Here is a 17,729-nt window from a genome sequence, read left to right as displayed (position 1 = left end):
CTTTCAGTTTTCCTTTCTCAACTGTCCTTTCTCAACTGTAAACTGGTTCGGAAGATGTTTGATTTCGGAATAAAAGACATAATAGACATAATCGCGGTGGCACTCGGCCTGTACTACATCTACCGCGTTATGAAAGCATCACGCTCGCTGAATGTTTTTGGCGGCATCATCATGTTCTTCATAGTTTGGATTTTTGTGAGCCGAGTGTTCGAGATGCGACTGCTCGGTGCTATAATGGACAACCTGATGAGTGTCGGAGTGATTGCTCTTATCATTCTTTTTCAAGACGAGATACGCAAGTTTTTCTATAATGTCGGTGCTCATCAGAATTTCAGTGCGCTGAAAAGACTCTTAAAAGGCAGCAAGAAAGACAAGAATGTCGATATGGAAAGCGTAATGGCGATAGTGCGTGCCTGTATGAGCATGGGACGCGGAAAGGTGGGTGCACTGATTGTTTTTGAACGAAACACACCGCTTGACGACATCGTGGATACCGGCGAAAAAATTGACTCGCGAGTGAGTCAAAGACTAATAGAGAACATTTTCTTCAAGAACTCACCACTGCACGACGGTGCGATGGTGATTTCGAAGCATAGAATAAAAGCGGCGGGATGCATACTTCCCGTGAGCCATGATGACAACATACCCAAGGAATTGGGACTGCGCCACCGCGCCGCGATGGGTATAGCGGAAGAGAGCGATGCCCTTGCGGTTGTTGTTTCTGAAGAGACAGGGCGCATAAGCGTTGCCAGTCACGCCAAACTACAGTTGCGATTGTCGGCAGAAGACCTTGAAAGTCTGCTGACACAGGAGATGTAAAAAGCCTCATCGGACAACCTTCGAGGCAGCGAAAGCACATCTCGCTGAACGCAGAACGATATACAAACAATTATATAAACTATTTCCCAAACAGGGCAACCCACTTCTTTCCACACCGGAAACAGATGGTGGGAGACATGCGAAGGAATTTAAAATTTATCTACTATGGATTTAATACAACAAATCATTGAACGCGCAAAGAGCAACAAACAGCGCATCGTGCTTCCCGAAGCAGAAGAGGAACGCACACTGACAGCGGCCGACAGAGTGTTGGCCGAGGACATCGCCGATATTATTCTTATAGGTAATCCCGGCAAAGTGAATGCTTTGGCAGACCGCTTAGGACTGAAAAACATCGGTAAGGCGACACTAATAGACCCCGAAAACTGCGAGAAGAGCGAGGAGTATGCAACGCTGCTCGCCGAAATACGCAAGAAAAAGGGCATGACAATAGAGGAAGCCCGCAAGTTGGTAAAGAACCCTCTCTACCTCAGTTGCATGATTATCAAGACAGGAGATGCCGACGGACAGATAAGCGGCGCACTCTCAACAACAGGCGACACACTGCGCCCCGCACTGCAAATCATAAAGACCAGCCCGGGAATAAGTTGTGTCAGCGGCGCAATGTTGCTGCTCACAAAGGCCGAACAATATGGAGAGAACGGAATGTTGGTGATTGGCGACGTTGCCGTAACGCCTGTTCCTGACGCACATCAGTTGGCAGAGATTGCCATTTGCACCGCACAGACAGCGAAATCGGTTGCCGGAATCTCCGATCCTCGCGTGGCAATGCTCAGTTTCTCGACAAAAGGCTCGGCAAAGCACGAGGTTGTTGATAAGGTTGTAGAGGCAACACGGATTGCAAAAGAAATGGCTCCCGACCTGAAAATAGACGGAGAACTGCAGGCCGACTCTGCACTTGTGCCAAGAGTGGCACAGAAAAAGGCTCCGGGTTCGGAGATTGCCGGGCATGCGAATGTGCTTGTGGTACCATGTCTTGAGGTAGGCAACATCTCATACAAACTCGTTGAACGACTTGGCGGTGCAGAGGCCCTCGGCCCCATTCTGCAAGGTATTGCCCGTCCGGTGAACGACCTTAGCCGCGGATGCAGCGTTGACGACATCTACAAGATGGTTGCCATCACGGCATGTCAGGCAATGGACGCGAAATAGGAACGACTTGTAAGGCTAATTATTCTGAATAGTTAGAGCAAGAAATTCAAATAATAAGAATAACTTTTATCGGAAATTATATTAATTAAAATCATAAATACAAATAAACAAATATGGAGAAAAGTTTGAGTAATAAGAGTAAACCATCTGTCTGATTTCCAGCAAGAATTATTCTTATTATTCAATATTCTTTCCGTTCTAAAACAAAAAGAGATATGAAGATTTTAGTTCTCAATTGTGGCAGTAGTTCCATAAAGTATGCACTTTACAACATGGACGACAAGAGTGTCATGACAAGTGGAGGCGCAGAACGCGTGGGAGAGTCAGGCTCATTCGTAAAAGCGAAACTTGCCAACGGTGAGAAAAAGGTGATTAATCATGAGATTCCGGAGCACACAGAGGGTGTGAAGTTTATTTTCTCACTGCTCACCGACCCCGAAATAGGTGTAATCAAAGACCTGAAAGAGATTGATGCCGTTGGTCATCGCATGGTGCACGGTGGCGAGAAGTTCAACAAGAGCGTCATACTCAACGATGAAGTGATGGAAACTTTCAAGGATTGCATAGACCTCGCACCGCTCCACAACCCTGCCAACCTAAAAGGGGTGAATGCCGTGAACGAACTGATGCCGGGTCTGCCACAAGTTGGTGTATTCGACACCGCTTTCCATCAGACCATGCCAGAAGAGGCTTTCCTGTACGCAATACCATACAATCTCTACAAGCAATATGGCGTTCGCCGTTACGGTTTCCACGGAACGAGCCACCGCTACGTGAGTCAGCGCGTATGTGAGTTCCTCGGTTGCGACCCCGCCGGCAAAAAAATAATCACTTGCCACATCGGCAACGGAGCCAGCATCGCCGCCGTAAAGGATGGCAAGTGCATCGACACAACAATGGGACTCACCCCACTTGAAGGTCTGATGATGGGAACACGCTCCGGCGACATTGATGCAGGGGCTGTGGTTTACCTCCAGAAGAAACTAAACCTCGATGCAGAAGGCATATCAACACTGCTGAACAAGAAGAGCGGTGTGCTCGGAATAACCGAGAAAGGTTCGGACATGCGCGACATTGAAATGGCGGCAGAGGCCGGCGAACCACGCTCACAACTCGCTCTCGACATGTATTTCTATCGCATAAAGAAATACATCGGTGCTTACGCGGCTGCCATGGGAGGCGTTGACATAATAGTATTCACTGCCGGTGTTGGTGAAAATCAGACCGGTTTGCGCGAGGAAGTGTGCAAAGGACTGGAGTTTATCGGCGTGAAATTCGATGCTTCCAAGAACAATGTACGCGGCAAAGAAACGATAATATCGGCCGACGATTCACGCGTGAAGGTGTGCATAATTCCTACCGACGAGGAACTTATGATAGCCACCGACACGATGAATTTATTAAAATAAAAGGAACTAAAAAGAATGTAAGGCATGCCTACCGCATGCCTTACATTTTGCTTTCACCTTCCTCATATTCCTCGAGGAAGAGATGTTCGCCGTCGAACACGGCGTATGTGAACTGCCAAACCCAGTCGCCAATAATCATCATTCGCGTATTGTGGCTTAACATCAGGTCAAGTTCTATATGTCGATGACCGTATATAAAGTAATCCACATTGGGGTGTGTCTTCATGTACTGTTTAGTAAAACGCACCAGATATTCTTTGTCTTCACCCATATATGGCGGTTCTTTCTCGTTACCTCGCTTCATTCGCGAGTGCTTTGCCCAAGCCTGCCCGAACCACATAGACCACCTCGGATGTACCATTGAGAACATGCGTTGGCACAGACTGTTATGGAACAACTTACGTATAATCTTGAATTTCTTGTCAGGGTCGCCCAGTCCATCGCCATGCGCGAAATAGAAAACCTTGTTATGAAGTTCCACTGTCTCCGGTTTACGGTGCAGTATCACGCCACACTCCTCTTCCAGATAACCGTACATCCAGATGTCATGATTGCCTATGAAATAGTGAACCTCGACACCCATATCGGTTAGTTCGGACAGTTTGCCGAGAAATCGGGTATATCCTTTCGGCACACAGTATTTCCATTCGTACCAGAAATCGAACATGTCGCCGAGCAGATAGACCGCCGCCGCCTTGTGCTTTATTTCGTCAAGGAAACGCGTCAGTCGTCTCTCCTGCGTTCTTCCGTGTTCGATTGCCCACGAACCGAGATGCGCATCGCTAAGTATATATATGTTATTCCTCATTGTCATCAGTCAAGTCCGAGTTCGAGCCTTGCCTCCTCGCTGAGCATACTCTGATCCCATGCCGGCTCGAAAACGAGATTCACGTTGGCCGTCTTTATCCCTTCCACGCTCTCTAATTTCGTCCTCACGTCTTCAAGTATAAAGTCTGCGGCAGGGCAGTTGGGTGCAGTGAAAGTCATATCCACGTCAATCGTACTGCTGTCTTTAACGTCAATCTTGTATATCATTCCCAAGTCGTATATGTTTACGGGTATCTCCGGGTCATATACGGTCTTCAGCACATCCACGATGCGCTCCTCTATAATTGTTTTTTCTTCCTGTGTCATTCCTTGTAGATGTTTGTCTGTCTGCAAAGATAATGCAAAATGGCGGCATTTCAAAATAAATACGGCATTTTGTTCTTATAGTCTTCCCTGCTCTCTGTAACTGTAATAGGTGCTGTCGGTAACTATGATATGGTCGAGAAAGTATAGCCTCATCAGTTCACATGCCTTCTGCGTGCGTTCCGTCAGTCTGTCATCATCTCGTCCGGGGTGGGCGTTATTGCTGGGGTGATTGTGGACAAGAGCCACCACCGTTGCGTTGTTGAGTATCGCAGTCTTCACAAGCAGCCTCACATCAACCGCCGTTTCGGTTATTCCACCTCGCGAAAGTCTCTCGGCTTTTATCAGTTTGCAGTTCTGATTGAGCAGTATCACCCATGCCTCTTCCACGTCAAGGTCAGCCATTTTGGGTCGCATGAGGTTATAAATTTCGGTAGCCGACCCCATATCTTTGCGCTCTGCCACCGCCTCACTCTGTCTTCTTTTCCCCAGTTCGCAGGCAGCGAGAATAGAAATTGCTTTCGCCTCGCCGATACCTTTATATGCCTTCAGTTCTTCGATGCTCATCTTGCCGAGAACATTCAGTCGGTTGTCACAATCGACAAGAATCTTTTTCATCAAGTCAACGGCACTCTCCTCGGTGTTTCCACTGCCTATAAGGATTGCAAGCAGTTCGGCATTCGTCAGCGACTGCGCTCCCATCGCGGCAAGTTTCTCTCGCGGGCGATCCTCTTCCGACCAGTTGTTTATTGAAAGGCGTGCTACCTTCTCGTTTCCCATTGCTGTTTATTTATAGAACGTTTTCTCAAAGGCCCGGAACTCGTCTTTCTTCAACACACAGCGTTTCCACCACGACTCAATGAACCCGAAGCCGTAGCCCATGAGTTGGGTAAATGCCGCAGGCACCGAAATCAGTCCCACACGCAGCGAGCGATTCTTCACTGTGGAGTCTATAAGTATAATCAGACAGTAGAGCAGAATAGGCAACCACGGCAGCAATGTCACCCAATACCATGTATGCCATCTGTCCACATCGTAATATATCATTGCCCTGCCGAAAGCAGAAACGAGCACGAGCGAGATTACGCCCACGGTGAACACCATCGGCAACAGATGCACCATCTTGAGCGACTCAGGATATTTCTTATACAGGTTTATTCGCGCTATACCACTGTTATATACCTGCCGAAAGAACTTTTTGAGGTCGGTGCGCCTCTTATGCCACACCCATGCATCCGGGAAAAGTCGGCAACGCAGTCCTGCCTTGAATATCCTTATCGAGAAATCGATGTCCTCGCCGAAGCGCATTTTTGAGAATCCTCCCAATTTCAGATACTCGGTGCGCCTCACGCCCATGTTGAACGAGCGCGGGTAGAACTTGTCTAACTTCTTCTTTCCGCCACGTATGCCACCCGTGGTAAAGAACGATGTCATTGAGTAGGAAATTGCTTTCTGCGTCGGTGTGAACGAGTCGTGAGCAGCATCGGGACCTCCGAAGGCATCGGCCGGTCGGCTTTCGAGTTCCTTCCCAACCTCTTCAAGGTATCTCTCCGGCACCACCACATCGCTATCCAATATTATAAGATATTCGCCTCGAGCGCGTTCTGCACCGTAGTTACGGCTCTGTCCGGGACCGCTGTTGGGTTTGTTGAAATAGTGCAGGTCGAGTCTGCCGTCGTATTTTCTGCACACCTCCTCGCACGGCACACTGCTCCCATCCTCTACTATCAGCACTTCAAAATCTTTCTCCCGCTGCTTCGTGAGGCTCTCCAACAGTTCTTCCACCTCGTCGGGGCGGTTGAACACCGGTATGACAAATGAGTATTTCATAGGTATATATAATGAAACACCCTCAACCCTTTCCTGAAAAGCGCAGGGCAGAGCCAGCATTTGTTCTTTGACTGACCATGCCCCACCGCTCCGGGAGGGGTTGAGGGTGGGCTTATGCTGACTGTCTCTTACTCCTTCACGCGGTTCAGATAAGAGCCGTCGCGAGTGTCTATCTGCACGAGGTCGCCCTCATTGATGAAGAGCGGCACGCGTATTTCCACACCGGTCTCAAGAGTTGCCGGCTTCGTTGCGTTTGTTGCGGTGTCGCCTTTCACTCCCGGTTCAGAATGAGTGATGCGCAGATTGGTCTTTATCGGCATCTCGGCGAAGAGGATTGTCTCGGTGTCAGCGTCTGACACAACCTCAACCACGTCGCTCTCTTTCATGAAGTCAACACCGGTAACAAGGTCGCGGGCGATTGGCACCTGCTCGTAAGTCTCCTGATTCATGAAGATATAGTCCTCTCCCTCTTTATAAAGATACTGGTACGGACGACGCTCTATGCGCACATCTTCAAGTTTCATTCCAACCTGAAACGTACGGTCGAGCACTCGGCCGTCGGTAACGTTCTTAAGTTTGGTGTTCATCACGGTGTTCCCTTTGCCCGGCTTGCGGTGCTGGAACTCAATACATACCCAGATGCCTCCGTCCATACGGATGGCAGTTCCTTTTTTAATGTCTTGTGAGTTAATCATAACTATCTAATAATGTATTATTTCTTATTTCGCGATGCAAAGTTACGGAAAAATTAGAAAAAAACATATAACTTGCCACTAAATTTCGTTTATTTCTTTGGTAATTAAAAAGAAATGCGTAATTTTGCACACTCAAATGGGCATTTAGCAAGAAATAATAACAATAAATATATAAAGAACATGAAAAGAACATTTCAGCCTCACAACAGAAGAAGAGTGAACAAGCACGGCTTCCGCGAGCGTATGGCAACAAAAAACGGTCGCCGCGTGCTGGCTTCTCGCCGCGCTAAGGGTCGTAAGAAACTCACGGTGTCAGACGAGCACCACGGCAAATAAGCCGTTCTGACTTTTATTTGAAGTCAAAAGCAGGGAGATGTAAGCATTTTAATGCTACACCTTCCTGTTTTTTTTTTGAATTATTTGCAGTTCTCATCTTTATTTTTTACCTTTGCTCTCGAAATGTATTCATAATGGAGGTATCAACATTTTTCAAGAAGATATTCAGTTTCTACCTTTGGGGAAACATATTCGCAATGATTGCCGTGGGGGCTGTCATTGCTATCGGTGTGCGTTTCGGGCTCGACCTTTACACACATCATGGCGAGAAAATCGCTATCCCTGACGTGAAACGCAAGTCGTTTGCCGATGCCGAACACATACTTGAGAAAGCCGGACTGGAAGTCGTTGTCAGCGACACGGGCTACGTTAAAAGCCTGCCACCGGACTGTATTCTCGAGCAAACACCGGCAGCAGGAACGATAGTAAAGTCGGGACACGTGATTTATCTCGTGATAAATTCAGACACACCAAGGCTCACCCTTCCCGACATAATCGACAACAGTTCCTACCGTTCGGCAAGAACGAAGTTGATTTCAATGGGATTCAAGGTTGGCGAACCGATGTATGTGCATGGCGAACGCGACTGGGTTTATGGCGTGCTGTGCAAAGGCAAGAGCCTGACCAACGGCCAAAAGGTCTCGGTTGACGATATTCTGATAATACAGGTGGGCGACGGAATGCGCGATACTAACGACTCCGTAGTTTACGATGACTCATATTACAGATATTACGACGACTCCGACTCGCGCGATTCGTCATACTTAAACAATGGCGAAATAGACCACGGAAACGGTTCCGGATCAAGCAATGCCGGATTGCAGACCTCGTCAGGAGGTACAGATGATTTCAAAGAGATTTACGTGCCCGATGAGTAGAGATTTCGACGAGACAATACCGGCAGCCGACTTTCAGTCATACGACATGGAAGACGACTTGGAGATGCTTGACGAGGGACAGGAACTTGCTGACGAAGAACAGAACGGCACGCTCTACGAACATTTCCGTCTGGTAGCCGATGCGGGACAGATAGCAGTGCGCATAGACAAGTTTCTAACCGAGAGAATGGCGCACAGCAGTCGCAACCGCATACAAAAGGCCGCCGACGCAGGCTTCATCCATGTAAACGGAAAGCCCGTAAAGAGCAACTACAAGGTGCGCCCGGGCGATGTCGTAACACTCATGCTGAACCGACCACGACACGATGACACCATCGAAGCAGAGGACATTCCGCTTGAGGTTGTATATGAAGACGACCAACTTATGGTGATAAACAAACCGGCGGGAATGGTGGTGCATCCGGGATGCGGGAACTATCACGGCACACTTGTCAATGCAGTGGCATGGCACTTGCGCGGATTGTCCACATACGACCCTAACGACCCGGAAGTGGGATTGGTACACCGAATAGACAAAGATACCAGCGGACTGCTCGTGGTGGCTAAGACACCGGAAGCAAAAAGCACACTCGGAGCACAGTTCTTCAACAAGACTACCCACCGCTCATACACCGCTCTGGCATGGGGAAACTTGGTTGAAGACGAGGGAACGATAACCGGAAACATCGGGCGCGATGCCAAAGACCGTCTCCGAATGGACGTATTCCCCGAAGATTCGGGAATCGGAAAGCATGCCGTGACTCACTATAAGGTGATTGAGAGGTATGGCTACACGACATTGGTGGAATGTATCCTTGAGACAGGAAGAACCCACCAGATACGCGCTCACATGAAACACATCGGGCATCCGCTGTTCGGCGATGAGCGATACGGCGGCTGCGAGATACTCAGAGGAGAGCGCACGGCATCCTACAAAGCCTACATTCGCAACTGTCTTGCTATCTGTCCGCGACAGGCTTTGCATGCAAGAACGCTGGGTTTCAAGCACCCCGAAACAGGCGAGCAAATGGACTTCAACAGCGAACTGCCGGAGGACATGCAGCAGTTGATAGAGAAATGGCGAAAACGACTGAGACAACAATAGCATTGAACATAAAAAACAACAACGCAATAGAAATGAAGAATATTAAAAGAAACATTGCCATCGTATGTGGAGGAGACTCGTCAGAGTACGACGTTTCTATGCGATCTGCACAGGGAATATACTCGTTCTTCGACAAAGAACGCTACAACGTATGGATAGTTGACATACGGGGACTCGAATGGCACGTTAGTCTGAACGACGGAACACGTGTGCCAATCGACCGCAACGATTTCTCATTCAAAGAGAACGGCAAACTCGTAATGTTCGACTACGCATATATAACGATACACGGAACACCCGGAGAGAACGGAATACTGCAAGGTTACTTCGAACTTATACATCTGCCATACTCCACCAGCGGCGTACTCGTTGAGGCCATGACGTTCGATAAGTTCGTGCTCAACCAGTATCTGCGCAGTTATGGAGTGAGTGTTGCCGACTCAATGCTCATAAGAAAAGGCTATGAGGAACTTGTATCTGACGACGAGATAGACGAGAAAATAGGCATGCCGTGCTTCGTGAAGCCTGCGGCCGACGGTTCTTCGTTCGGTGTTTCCAAGGTAAAGAACAAAGATCAACTGACCCCTGCCATTCGCAAAGCACTCATGGTAAGCGATGATGTGATGGTGGAGAGTTACCTCGAAGGTACGGAGATCTCAATCGGTTGCTACAAGACGCGCGAAAAGTGCGTGGTGTTACCGGCAACAGAGGTGGTAACATCGAATGAGTTCTTTGACTATGATGCCAAGTACAACGGACAGGTGCAGGAGATAACGCCGGCCAGAATACCGGAGGAAACGGCAGAGCGGGTGGCGAAACTCACAAGCAGCATCTACGACATACTGCACTGCAACGGCATTATACGCATTGACTATATCATAGATAAGAACCAGAAAATTTCGATGCTTGAGGTGAACACCACACCGGGAATGACCTCCACGAGTTTCATACCGCAGCAAGTGCGTGCAGCAGGTCTGAACATCACCGATGTGCTTACAGACATCGTGGAGAATCAATTCAAATAGAAGTGGAACGCATAAGGCAAACCTGCCGAATGACTTAAATAAAAACAACATGACACTATCCGACTTTGACGCAATACGTCCGTTCGAACCCGAAGAACTACCGGCCGCCTACGACCGACTGGTTGCAAATCAGCAGTTTCGCGCTGTGATGGCAATGCTTTACCCGCAAGTGCCTTTCGAAATGCTCGAAAAGAAGATGAGGGGATGCAAGACAAGTCTTGACTTCCAAATGGAGTTCTGTTATAAGTTCCTCGAATCGCTCCTTGCCAAGGCAAGTCTGGGCATAGACTTCGATACGGAGGCTGTGGACGTGAGCAAACGATACACCTTCGTGAGCAATCATCGCGACATCGTGCTCGACTCCGCACTACTCGACAAACTGCTCGTCGATGCCGGATTCACTACCACATGCGAGATTGCAATCGGCGACAACCTGCTTTCGCTTCCGTGGGTAAAGGACATTGTGCGCATCAACAAGTCGTTCATAGTGGAGCGTTCGCTGCAACCGAGAGAGATGCTCGTGGCAAGCAAGCGAATGGCAGAATATATGCACTATGTCATCAATGAAAAGAACGACAACGTGTGGATAGCGCAACGCGAGGGAAGGGCAAAGGATAGCAACGACCGTACACAACCCGCCATACTGAAGATGATGGCAATGGGCGGAACGGGAACACCGGCAGAGCGACTCGGACAACTGCACATCGTGCCGCTAACGATAAGTTACGAGTTTGACCCTTGCGACTTCCTTAAGGCACGCGAATTCCAACTGCGACGCGATAACCCGGACTGGAAGAAAGGAAAAAACACCGATGTGGAGAGCATGCAGACAGGAATTATGGGATTCAAAGGTCACATACACTACCACTGCGCTCCCTGCATAGACGATTTCTTGCAACAACTGCCGGCAGACACGCCAAAGACCGAGTTCTTCGACATCGTGGCGGCGCATATCGACAACGAGATACACCGCAACTATCGCATATATCCTGTAAACTACATCGCGGCAGACATGCTCGACGAAACGTCAACGCCATTCTTCTCGGAAGGTAAATATACCGCTGACGAACGTCGACAATTCGAGGAATATCTGCAAGGACAAATCGCAAAGATTGATATTCCCGGCAAGGATGTAGCATTCTTGCGCGAACGCATACTGACAATGTATGCCAATCCTCTGCGCAACCATATCGCGGCTTCCGCACAACAGAACACCTCGAAATAACAACAAAACGAATTCCCGCAGAACCTCGTAAAATCATCGTAAGAAAAATGAATGCTTCGAAACTTTCACTCATCATTACGGCCTTACTTCTCATCGTGGCCTGCACTTCCGAGACTTACACTCCCGGCGAGGGGAAATACAGCATGATGCGAGCAGATTTCGTAGAGACTCGCACCGATGCTTCGGGAAAATTATACTGTGCCGTGACCGATTCTGGCGACTCCCTCGTGTTGTCGCCGAAACGTACGGCTGAATGGGCGAAGACACCCGACTCGCTATATAGGGCACTGCTCTACCATAATGTCACCACACCGGGAACAGAGACCGAGGCTCTCTCATTGATAAATGTTCCCACTCCTACGGTAAAAAACAAGTCGGTCGTGAAAGCACCAAAGACCGACCCTGTAATATTCCGCAGTGCGTGGATGAGCCGTAGAGGACGATATATTAACCTTGGACTGGCAGTAAAGACCGGCCATAAAGACAATGCCGACAATAGACAGACAATAGGAATGATGTGCGATGAGGTGAAAACCTACGATGATGGTCATAAGCACTATATCCTCACATTGCTGCACAACCAAAACGGCGTACCCGAATATTACAGTGCCAACTTTTTCATGAGCATCGCTTCCTACCGACTTCCCATACTACCGAAAGCGGGCGATGAAATCACAATAAACATAAACACATACAACGGAAAAATAGAAAAAACATTCCGTTATTAACCAAACAACCGACACATTCCACCTTCCCGAACTACTCTCCGACACTAATCTCCCTCTCAATTTAGCCCAAATTGCAAACCAATTTCGCCCATTTTGCAAACCAAATTCGCCCAATTTACTCCGCAATTTCGCCCATTTTGCATCACAAAGCCTCCTCCATTCCATTCTAAAACCTTACATTCCACCCCCCTAAACATCTTTCATCTCCACTCCTTTTTCTCTTTATATCCCCCTTCCTATGTCTTTATGCCAACCCACTTATGTCTTTATGTCAACCCATTTATGTCTTTATGTCAACCCATTTATGTCTTTATGTCACCACTTTTGTGTCTTTATGTCCCCAAAACCGTGGTACCAACACGCTAAAACCCCACTCACGTTCCTCACGGAGAGCGAGTGGGGTTTAATTTTCTAATACCTCTTTCCGACCCGAGTCGGAAGCCAAGTAATGTTACTCTCACGAGAGAATCACAAGGCAGAGGACCAAAAACATAAAAAAAATTTAAAAAACTATTAACTATTATCAATGATTTCTTATTTATTAGATAAAAATTTCCAAAACAACGACTTGTTTTCATCACATTTATAGTCGAAAGTTTTATAATCACAAATATAGTGAAAAAATAAATACAAAAATATTATCACGAAAAGAAAGTTGCTATTTTATACGCAATTTATTTATTTTTAATAATACATAATCAAAATTTAACACCTATTTAAAATCCATATAAGGAGCCAATCTTTTTAAGTCGGATGCGGAAAAATCCTTTATCATCTTCAAGTCAGAAACCGAACGCAACGGACCGTGCAGCCTACGTTGTTCCACAATGGCACGCGCCTGATAGAAATTTATATACGGGTGACGTTTAAGTTTGTCGAGAGAGAGGTGGTTGATGTTTATTTTGTGCAGGTCTGGAGTACCCAATTCGATATACTGTAAAGCCTCCTCCGGCAGGCCGTCAATCTCCAACAACTGCCTTACGTCAGCATATCCGCCGAGCCGATTGCGGTAGTTTACTATCGCACGGGCATAGCCACTGCCAATTCCCGGCACGCGTTTCAGAGCCGAGGTGTCGGCCGTATTCAGCATGACACGTTCTCCGGCGGTAAGTTTCACGGGATAGCGCAGCGAGTCTTTCGCTCGTCGCGGCTCCTCGGAAGTCTCGAAAAGGGTTGATGCAGGACGGTAATCGTCGGAGATTCTGATATAAGGCGCAAGACTCTTATATTCTCCCGCAGTCACTCCATAGATGCGGGCAAAGTCTTCAGGTTTGCGGAACTGCCCTCCACGCGAGCGATATTTATATATGTTCCTCACTATCCATGGCCGCAGTCCGAGCCTCAACAGTTGTGTACTGTCGGCCGTGTTGGGGTCGAAAAAGAAACGCTCCACATTGCGACCCTCCACATTATAATATTCATGCGCACGCGACCCGCCGTATTCATATCCGTACTTCTTTCTTCCATCAACGGCAACAGAATCCTCTGCCGACAGCGATGATTTCTCACCACCGTCCCTCATCCCTCTCCCAACGAGAAAGGCAATGACAGCGATTGCGATTATCAGCAGTATTAGATTATCGTTCCTTGACGGTTTCATTATTTCTATCCACCTTTTGCCGCGCAAACAAACATCCCCTCCTTTCCTTCAAACCATGCCGTACACGCCGCAAATTATGGCTACAAAGTTAAGGAAAATTTATGAAATATCATCATAAAAAAGACATTGAGTTTATGAAAACATCAAAAAGGATGTTCAAGAATACGAACCAAGATAGAGAAAAGTAAAACTTCTAAAGTCTCTGTCATGAATATTATTTGTTGTAATATATAAACATAGTCATTTTGGTCTGTTTTTTGAAAAATATTATTAAAAATGCTCTTTTTTCATATTTGTCCACGATCTATCTACTCCATTCAAATTAAAATAGTTACCTTTGTGACTCAGATATGGTGTAAACTGTTTCTAAAAGTCAAATTGCCTATGGATCGTCTGACAAAAGAGCAACGCCATAAGAATATGGCTGCCAACAAAGGTAAAGATACCAAACTTGAAATTTTGTTTGGGAAATTGCTATGGAACGCAGGAGTAAGGTATCGCAAAAATGACAAATCGGTATTCGGGAAACCCGACTTTGTTATTAAAAGCCATAAAATTGCGATATTTTGTGACGGAGAGTTTTGGCATGGTAGGAATTGGGATATAAGAAAAAACGACCATAAAAGTAATTGTGAGTTTTGGCACTCCAAAATCGAAAGGAATATTGAGAGAGACAAGAAAGTTAATTCGGAACTGAACAAACAAGGTTGGAAAATATTCAGATTCTGGGAAACAGAAATAACCAAAACACCGGATGTATGTTTAAATACGATTTTAAATTATATGAATAGGAAATCAATCGCTGATGATAAAATCTCCATTACTAAGATGTGTAACGGAGGAAAAGTTAAAAATAAATTGGAATTATATTTCAAATGGGCTGCATAGGTACAAAAAAAATCATTACTTATGTAATATTCCAACAATAATTAAAACAAGAACATGAAACCTTGGAGCAAAGAAGAAACAATAGTTGCATTTAATGTATATTGCAAAATCCCATTCAAGAACAGCAGTAAAACGCATCCTACAATTATAAGGTACGCAAAAATTCTTGGACGTTCTCCAAGTGCATTGAATATGAAAGTTGGAAATATTGGACGATTAGACCCCGACTTGAAAAAACAAGGCATAAGCGGATTATTGCATGGAGCCAAAATGGAAGAAGAAGTATGGAATGAATTTTATGGTAATCCTGAACATCTTGCATTTGAAAGTGAGAAATTAGTAGCCAAATTTTCAAAACAAAGTATAGAGGAATATCTTGCAATTCAAATAGAAAATTTACCCTTGGGTACAGAACGTGAGATACTCATTAAACAACGAGTAAATCAATCATTTTTTAGGTCTACAGTAATGAGTTCATATAATTTTCACTGTTGTATATCAGGCGTAGGCAATCATGAATTATTAGAAGCGTGCCATATTGTAGATTGGTCGCAAGACAAAGCCAATAGAACAAATCCCAGAAATGGCCTCTGCATGAATCCCTTTTTTCATAAAGCATACGATAAACATCTTTTGGCTATAACACCAGATTTAAAAATTATCATATCGGAAGAAATGCTTCAACAAGCAACAGAAGCCACATTCTATGAGTATCTAAAAAACATTAATGGAAAAAACATCATATTGCCTGACAAGTTTCTTCCACAACGAGAACTATTGGAAATACATTATAATAAATACAAATTAAGGTAATTTTTATGATTGAATATTTTAAAAGTTTACTTGGGAACACAAAGAATTTGAAAAAGATACAGGATTTGTTTTATCCTATCATCATGATTCTGCGTCAAGAAAAAGAAGGAAACTTCAACTATGAACTACAAGACAAAAATGTGGTGATTCAAACTCCCGAGGGAGAAGAATTATTACGTATACCGGCAAATGTTTTTTTGGAAGAAGCAGAAAAGTTGTTAAATGCAATAAATTCAAATGAAGGAGCCTTTGCCATTCCTGAAATCGAAGTTTTCATGAATAGTATTCACTGCCATTCCTTGAAAGCAAAATCATCGGACAAAACCGATATTAAAATCATTTTACACGACCGTAGAACCAAAATAAACTCCGAAATGGGGTTCAGCATAAAATCTCAACTTGGTGGTGACTCTACTTTATTGAACGCAAGCCAAGCCACTAACTTTAATTTTAAGATTGAAGATATTATACTTTCAGACGAAGAGATTGATGATATAAATTCACTGAACACACAACGGAATAAAGTTATTGAGCGGATTAATGCCATAAAGAAAAAAGGAGGGAAATTAGTATTTGACAAAGTGGATAATTCTACATTCCGAAACAACCTTATCATGCTCGACGGAGACCTTCCCATTATCATTGCTCATCTGCTTTTGGAGCAATTGAACTCGGGAATTTCAAACTTGAAAGAATTGGCAGAAAAAATCAAAGAGACCAATCCATTAAAATATGACACGACACAATCATCACCATTCTATGCGTACAAAATCAAACACCTTTTGACTTCTGCGGCATTAGGTATGATGCCTGCAACGGCATGGAGTGGAAAGTTTGACGCAAACGGAGGTTATTTGGTGGTAAAGAAAGATGGAGATATTCTATGCTACCATTTCTATGACCGCAACAGATTCGAGGATTATCTTTTTTCAAATGCGTACTTGGAGCGTTCAAGTACAAAAAGGCATAACTATGCTTCAATAGTAAAAGAAGATGATGGAACTTTTTCTTTTAAACTCAATTTCCAAGTGAGATTAAAGTAAGAAAATGAAACTCAAAACGATATTGATGTGTAAAATATAGAAAATCAAGAACTGTTCGATATTTTGCAATAATCACAAACACACCTGCAAATCATACAGATATGGGTAAACGGGGCAATAAAAAAGAGGAAAGAAAGAGTTTGGCAGGCATGGTAATGAGGTATCCTTTATCGTGCCTGTGCATCGCTGCGATATGGATTCTATGCTTCATTGATGTTCCGGAAACTCCACTTGACGATGTTTCATTCATTGACAAATGGGCTCATGTATTGATGTATGGAGGCACATGTATCGTAATTTGGACGGAATATCTGTTCAAACATCGCAGGATTTCGCCGTGGCGGCTGTTCCTTTTCGCTTTCTTGGCTCCGATATTGATGAGCGGTATGATAGAAATACTCCAAGCATATTGCACCGGAGGTCGGCGTAGTGGCGATTGGCTCGACTTCGCTTCAAATGCCATCGGTGTCACTCTTGCCGCGTGTGTCTGTATTCTTCCGGCATGGTGGCGCGCCAAAGCAGGTAAGGAAAACGTCTGAGGTGTGAATTGTAGAAACGGCGGTCGCCTGTCACCTCGGTACCGATGAACTCCGGTTTCTCGAAACTTTCGTTCTCATCATTCAGTTCAACCTCGGCAAACACCAGTCCGTCGTTGTCGCCAAAGAACTCATCAACCTCGAAAACATGGTCGCGGAATGGCACTATATAGCGCCGTTTCTCTACCACTCCCGGTTCGCAAAGCGCCATCAGATGCTCGGCCTCATCGAGTGTTATCTCTTTCTCGAACTCATAGCGCGACAGTCCTCCGTTACGAGAAGGCCCTTTAATGGTAAGAAACCCTTTCTCATCGCGAATCCTAACCCTCACGGTACGTCCTCCGCCACTTAATATATAGCCCTGCTTGATGTAACTGCTCGACTCCGCCTGCTGTTTGAAATCCTCTCCTCTGACAAGGAATTTACGTTCTATCTCAAATCCGCTCATTTACTATAATATAACAATCTTATCATTCCCGCCAAGTCATATAACAC

The 17,729-nt window shown here is 45.6% G+C and carries 20 protein-coding genes; 13 read left to right on the top strand and 7 right to left on the bottom strand.

Going from position 1 to position 17,729, the window contains the following annotated elements:
- The first annotated feature begins 54 nt into the window (after positions 1 to 54).
- The 3 genes from cdaA (at position 55) to EHV08_RS08605 (ending at position 3,401) form a co-directional block, all read left to right on the top strand.
- A complete protein-coding gene (cdaA, locus tag EHV08_RS08615) occupies positions 55 to 819 on the top strand; it encodes a diadenylate cyclase CdaA (RefSeq protein ID WP_126678916.1) in 765 nt (254 codons plus the stop codon).
- A gap of 165 nt (positions 820 to 984) precedes the next feature.
- A complete protein-coding gene (pta, locus tag EHV08_RS08610; RefSeq protein ID WP_126678915.1) occupies positions 985 to 1,992 on the top strand; it encodes a phosphate acetyltransferase in 1,008 nt (335 codons plus the stop codon).
- A 215-nt stretch (positions 1,993 to 2,207) separates the two neighbouring features.
- Positions 2,208 to 3,401, top strand: a complete 1,194-nt coding sequence (locus EHV08_RS08605; RefSeq protein WP_126678914.1) for an acetate/propionate family kinase — start codon at positions 2,208 to 2,210, stop codon at positions 3,399 to 3,401.
- 40 nt (positions 3,402 to 3,441) lie between these two features.
- Here the strand turns inward: EHV08_RS08605 and EHV08_RS08600 are convergent, their stop codons facing one another.
- The 5 genes from EHV08_RS08600 to efp form a co-directional block, all read right to left on the bottom strand.
- Complete coding sequence (locus tag EHV08_RS08600; RefSeq protein ID WP_126678913.1) at positions 3,442 to 4,209, bottom strand: UDP-2,3-diacylglucosamine diphosphatase; 768 nt, start codon at positions 4,207 to 4,209, stop codon at positions 3,442 to 3,444.
- A 5-nt stretch (positions 4,210 to 4,214) separates the two neighbouring features.
- Positions 4,215 to 4,535, bottom strand: a complete 321-nt coding sequence (locus EHV08_RS08595) for a metal-sulfur cluster assembly factor (RefSeq protein ID WP_126678912.1) — start codon at positions 4,533 to 4,535, stop codon at positions 4,215 to 4,217.
- Positions 4,536 to 4,610: 75 nt separating this feature from the next.
- Positions 4,611 to 5,312, bottom strand: a complete 702-nt coding sequence (gene radC, locus EHV08_RS08590; RefSeq protein ID WP_126678911.1) for a RadC family protein — start codon at positions 5,310 to 5,312, stop codon at positions 4,611 to 4,613.
- Between the two features lie 6 nt (positions 5,313 to 5,318).
- Positions 5,319 to 6,362, bottom strand: coding sequence for a glycosyltransferase (locus tag EHV08_RS08585; protein WP_126678910.1), 1,044 nt, complete (start codon positions 6,360 to 6,362; stop codon positions 5,319 to 5,321).
- Between the two features lie 128 nt (positions 6,363 to 6,490).
- Positions 6,491 to 7,057 carry an elongation factor P gene (efp, locus tag EHV08_RS08580; protein WP_126678909.1) on the bottom strand — a complete coding sequence of 189 codons (567 nt, stop codon included), beginning with the start codon at positions 7,055 to 7,057 and terminating at the stop codon, positions 6,491 to 6,493.
- A gap of 180 nt (positions 7,058 to 7,237) precedes the next feature.
- On the opposite strand from efp, the gene rpmH reads away from it, so the two are divergent.
- From rpmH to EHV08_RS08550, 6 genes are all read left to right on the top strand, one after another.
- Positions 7,238 to 7,393 carry a 50S ribosomal protein L34 gene (rpmH, locus tag EHV08_RS08575; RefSeq protein WP_004336902.1) on the top strand — a complete coding sequence of 52 codons (156 nt, stop codon included), beginning with the start codon at positions 7,238 to 7,240 and terminating at the stop codon, positions 7,391 to 7,393.
- A gap of 134 nt (positions 7,394 to 7,527) precedes the next feature.
- Positions 7,528 to 8,271 carry a PASTA domain-containing protein gene (locus tag EHV08_RS08570; protein WP_126678908.1) on the top strand — a complete coding sequence of 248 codons (744 nt, stop codon included), beginning with the start codon at positions 7,528 to 7,530 and terminating at the stop codon, positions 8,269 to 8,271.
- A 46-nt stretch (positions 8,272 to 8,317) separates the two neighbouring features.
- Positions 8,318 to 9,376: an RluA family pseudouridine synthase gene (locus EHV08_RS08565; protein ID WP_126679471.1), complete on the top strand. Its 1,059-nt coding sequence runs from the start codon at positions 8,318 to 8,320 to the stop codon at positions 9,374 to 9,376.
- A gap of 32 nt (positions 9,377 to 9,408) precedes the next feature.
- On the top strand, positions 9,409 to 10,401 hold the full coding sequence (locus EHV08_RS08560; protein ID WP_126679470.1) for a D-alanine--D-alanine ligase: 993 nt from the start codon (positions 9,409 to 9,411) through the stop codon (positions 10,399 to 10,401).
- A 49-nt stretch (positions 10,402 to 10,450) separates the two neighbouring features.
- Positions 10,451 to 11,626 carry a 1-acyl-sn-glycerol-3-phosphate acyltransferase gene (locus tag EHV08_RS08555; RefSeq protein ID WP_126678907.1) on the top strand — a complete coding sequence of 392 codons (1,176 nt, stop codon included), beginning with the start codon at positions 10,451 to 10,453 and terminating at the stop codon, positions 11,624 to 11,626.
- A 47-nt stretch (positions 11,627 to 11,673) separates the two neighbouring features.
- On the top strand, positions 11,674 to 12,354 hold the full coding sequence (locus EHV08_RS08550) for a NigD1/NigD2 family lipoprotein (protein WP_126678906.1): 681 nt from the start codon (positions 11,674 to 11,676) through the stop codon (positions 12,352 to 12,354).
- A 712-nt stretch (positions 12,355 to 13,066) separates the two neighbouring features.
- Here the strand turns inward: EHV08_RS08550 and EHV08_RS08545 are convergent.
- Positions 13,067 to 13,954, bottom strand: a complete 888-nt coding sequence (locus tag EHV08_RS08545) for a ComEA family DNA-binding protein (RefSeq protein WP_126678905.1) — start codon at positions 13,952 to 13,954, stop codon at positions 13,067 to 13,069.
- A gap of 384 nt (positions 13,955 to 14,338) precedes the next feature.
- Here EHV08_RS08545 and EHV08_RS08540 point away from each other — a divergent pair, with 384 nt between their 5' ends.
- The 4 genes from EHV08_RS08540 (at position 14,339) to EHV08_RS08525 (ending at position 17,237) form a co-directional block, all read left to right on the top strand.
- Positions 14,339 to 14,842 carry a very short patch repair endonuclease gene (locus tag EHV08_RS08540; protein ID WP_126678904.1) on the top strand — a complete coding sequence of 168 codons (504 nt, stop codon included), beginning with the start codon at positions 14,339 to 14,341 and terminating at the stop codon, positions 14,840 to 14,842.
- A 54-nt stretch (positions 14,843 to 14,896) separates the two neighbouring features.
- Complete coding sequence (locus EHV08_RS08535; RefSeq protein WP_126678903.1) at positions 14,897 to 15,655, top strand: HNH endonuclease; 759 nt, start codon at positions 14,897 to 14,899, stop codon at positions 15,653 to 15,655.
- 5 nt (positions 15,656 to 15,660) lie between these two features.
- Positions 15,661 to 16,698, top strand: coding sequence for an HpaII family restriction endonuclease (locus tag EHV08_RS08530; RefSeq protein ID WP_126678902.1), 1,038 nt, complete (start codon positions 15,661 to 15,663; stop codon positions 16,696 to 16,698).
- A gap of 101 nt (positions 16,699 to 16,799) precedes the next feature.
- Positions 16,800 to 17,237 carry a VanZ family protein gene (locus tag EHV08_RS08525; protein ID WP_238988050.1) on the top strand — a complete coding sequence of 146 codons (438 nt, stop codon included), beginning with the start codon at positions 16,800 to 16,802 and terminating at the stop codon, positions 17,235 to 17,237.
- Here EHV08_RS08525 and EHV08_RS08520 read toward each other — a convergent pair.
- On the bottom strand, positions 17,167 to 17,682 hold the full coding sequence (locus tag EHV08_RS08520) for a CYTH domain-containing protein (protein ID WP_126678901.1): 516 nt from the start codon (positions 17,680 to 17,682) through the stop codon (positions 17,167 to 17,169). The two genes, EHV08_RS08525 and EHV08_RS08520, sit on opposite strands and share 71 nt — an antisense overlap.
- Positions 17,683 to 17,729 lie beyond the last annotated feature (47 nt).

The organism is Prevotella koreensis (assembly GCF_003977605.1).
GTDB classification, from domain to species: domain Bacteria; phylum Bacteroidota; class Bacteroidia; order Bacteroidales; family Bacteroidaceae; genus Prevotella; species Prevotella koreensis.
The sequence above is the reverse complement of the archived record's forward strand: the minus strand, read 5'-3'. Positions and strand labels throughout refer to the sequence as shown.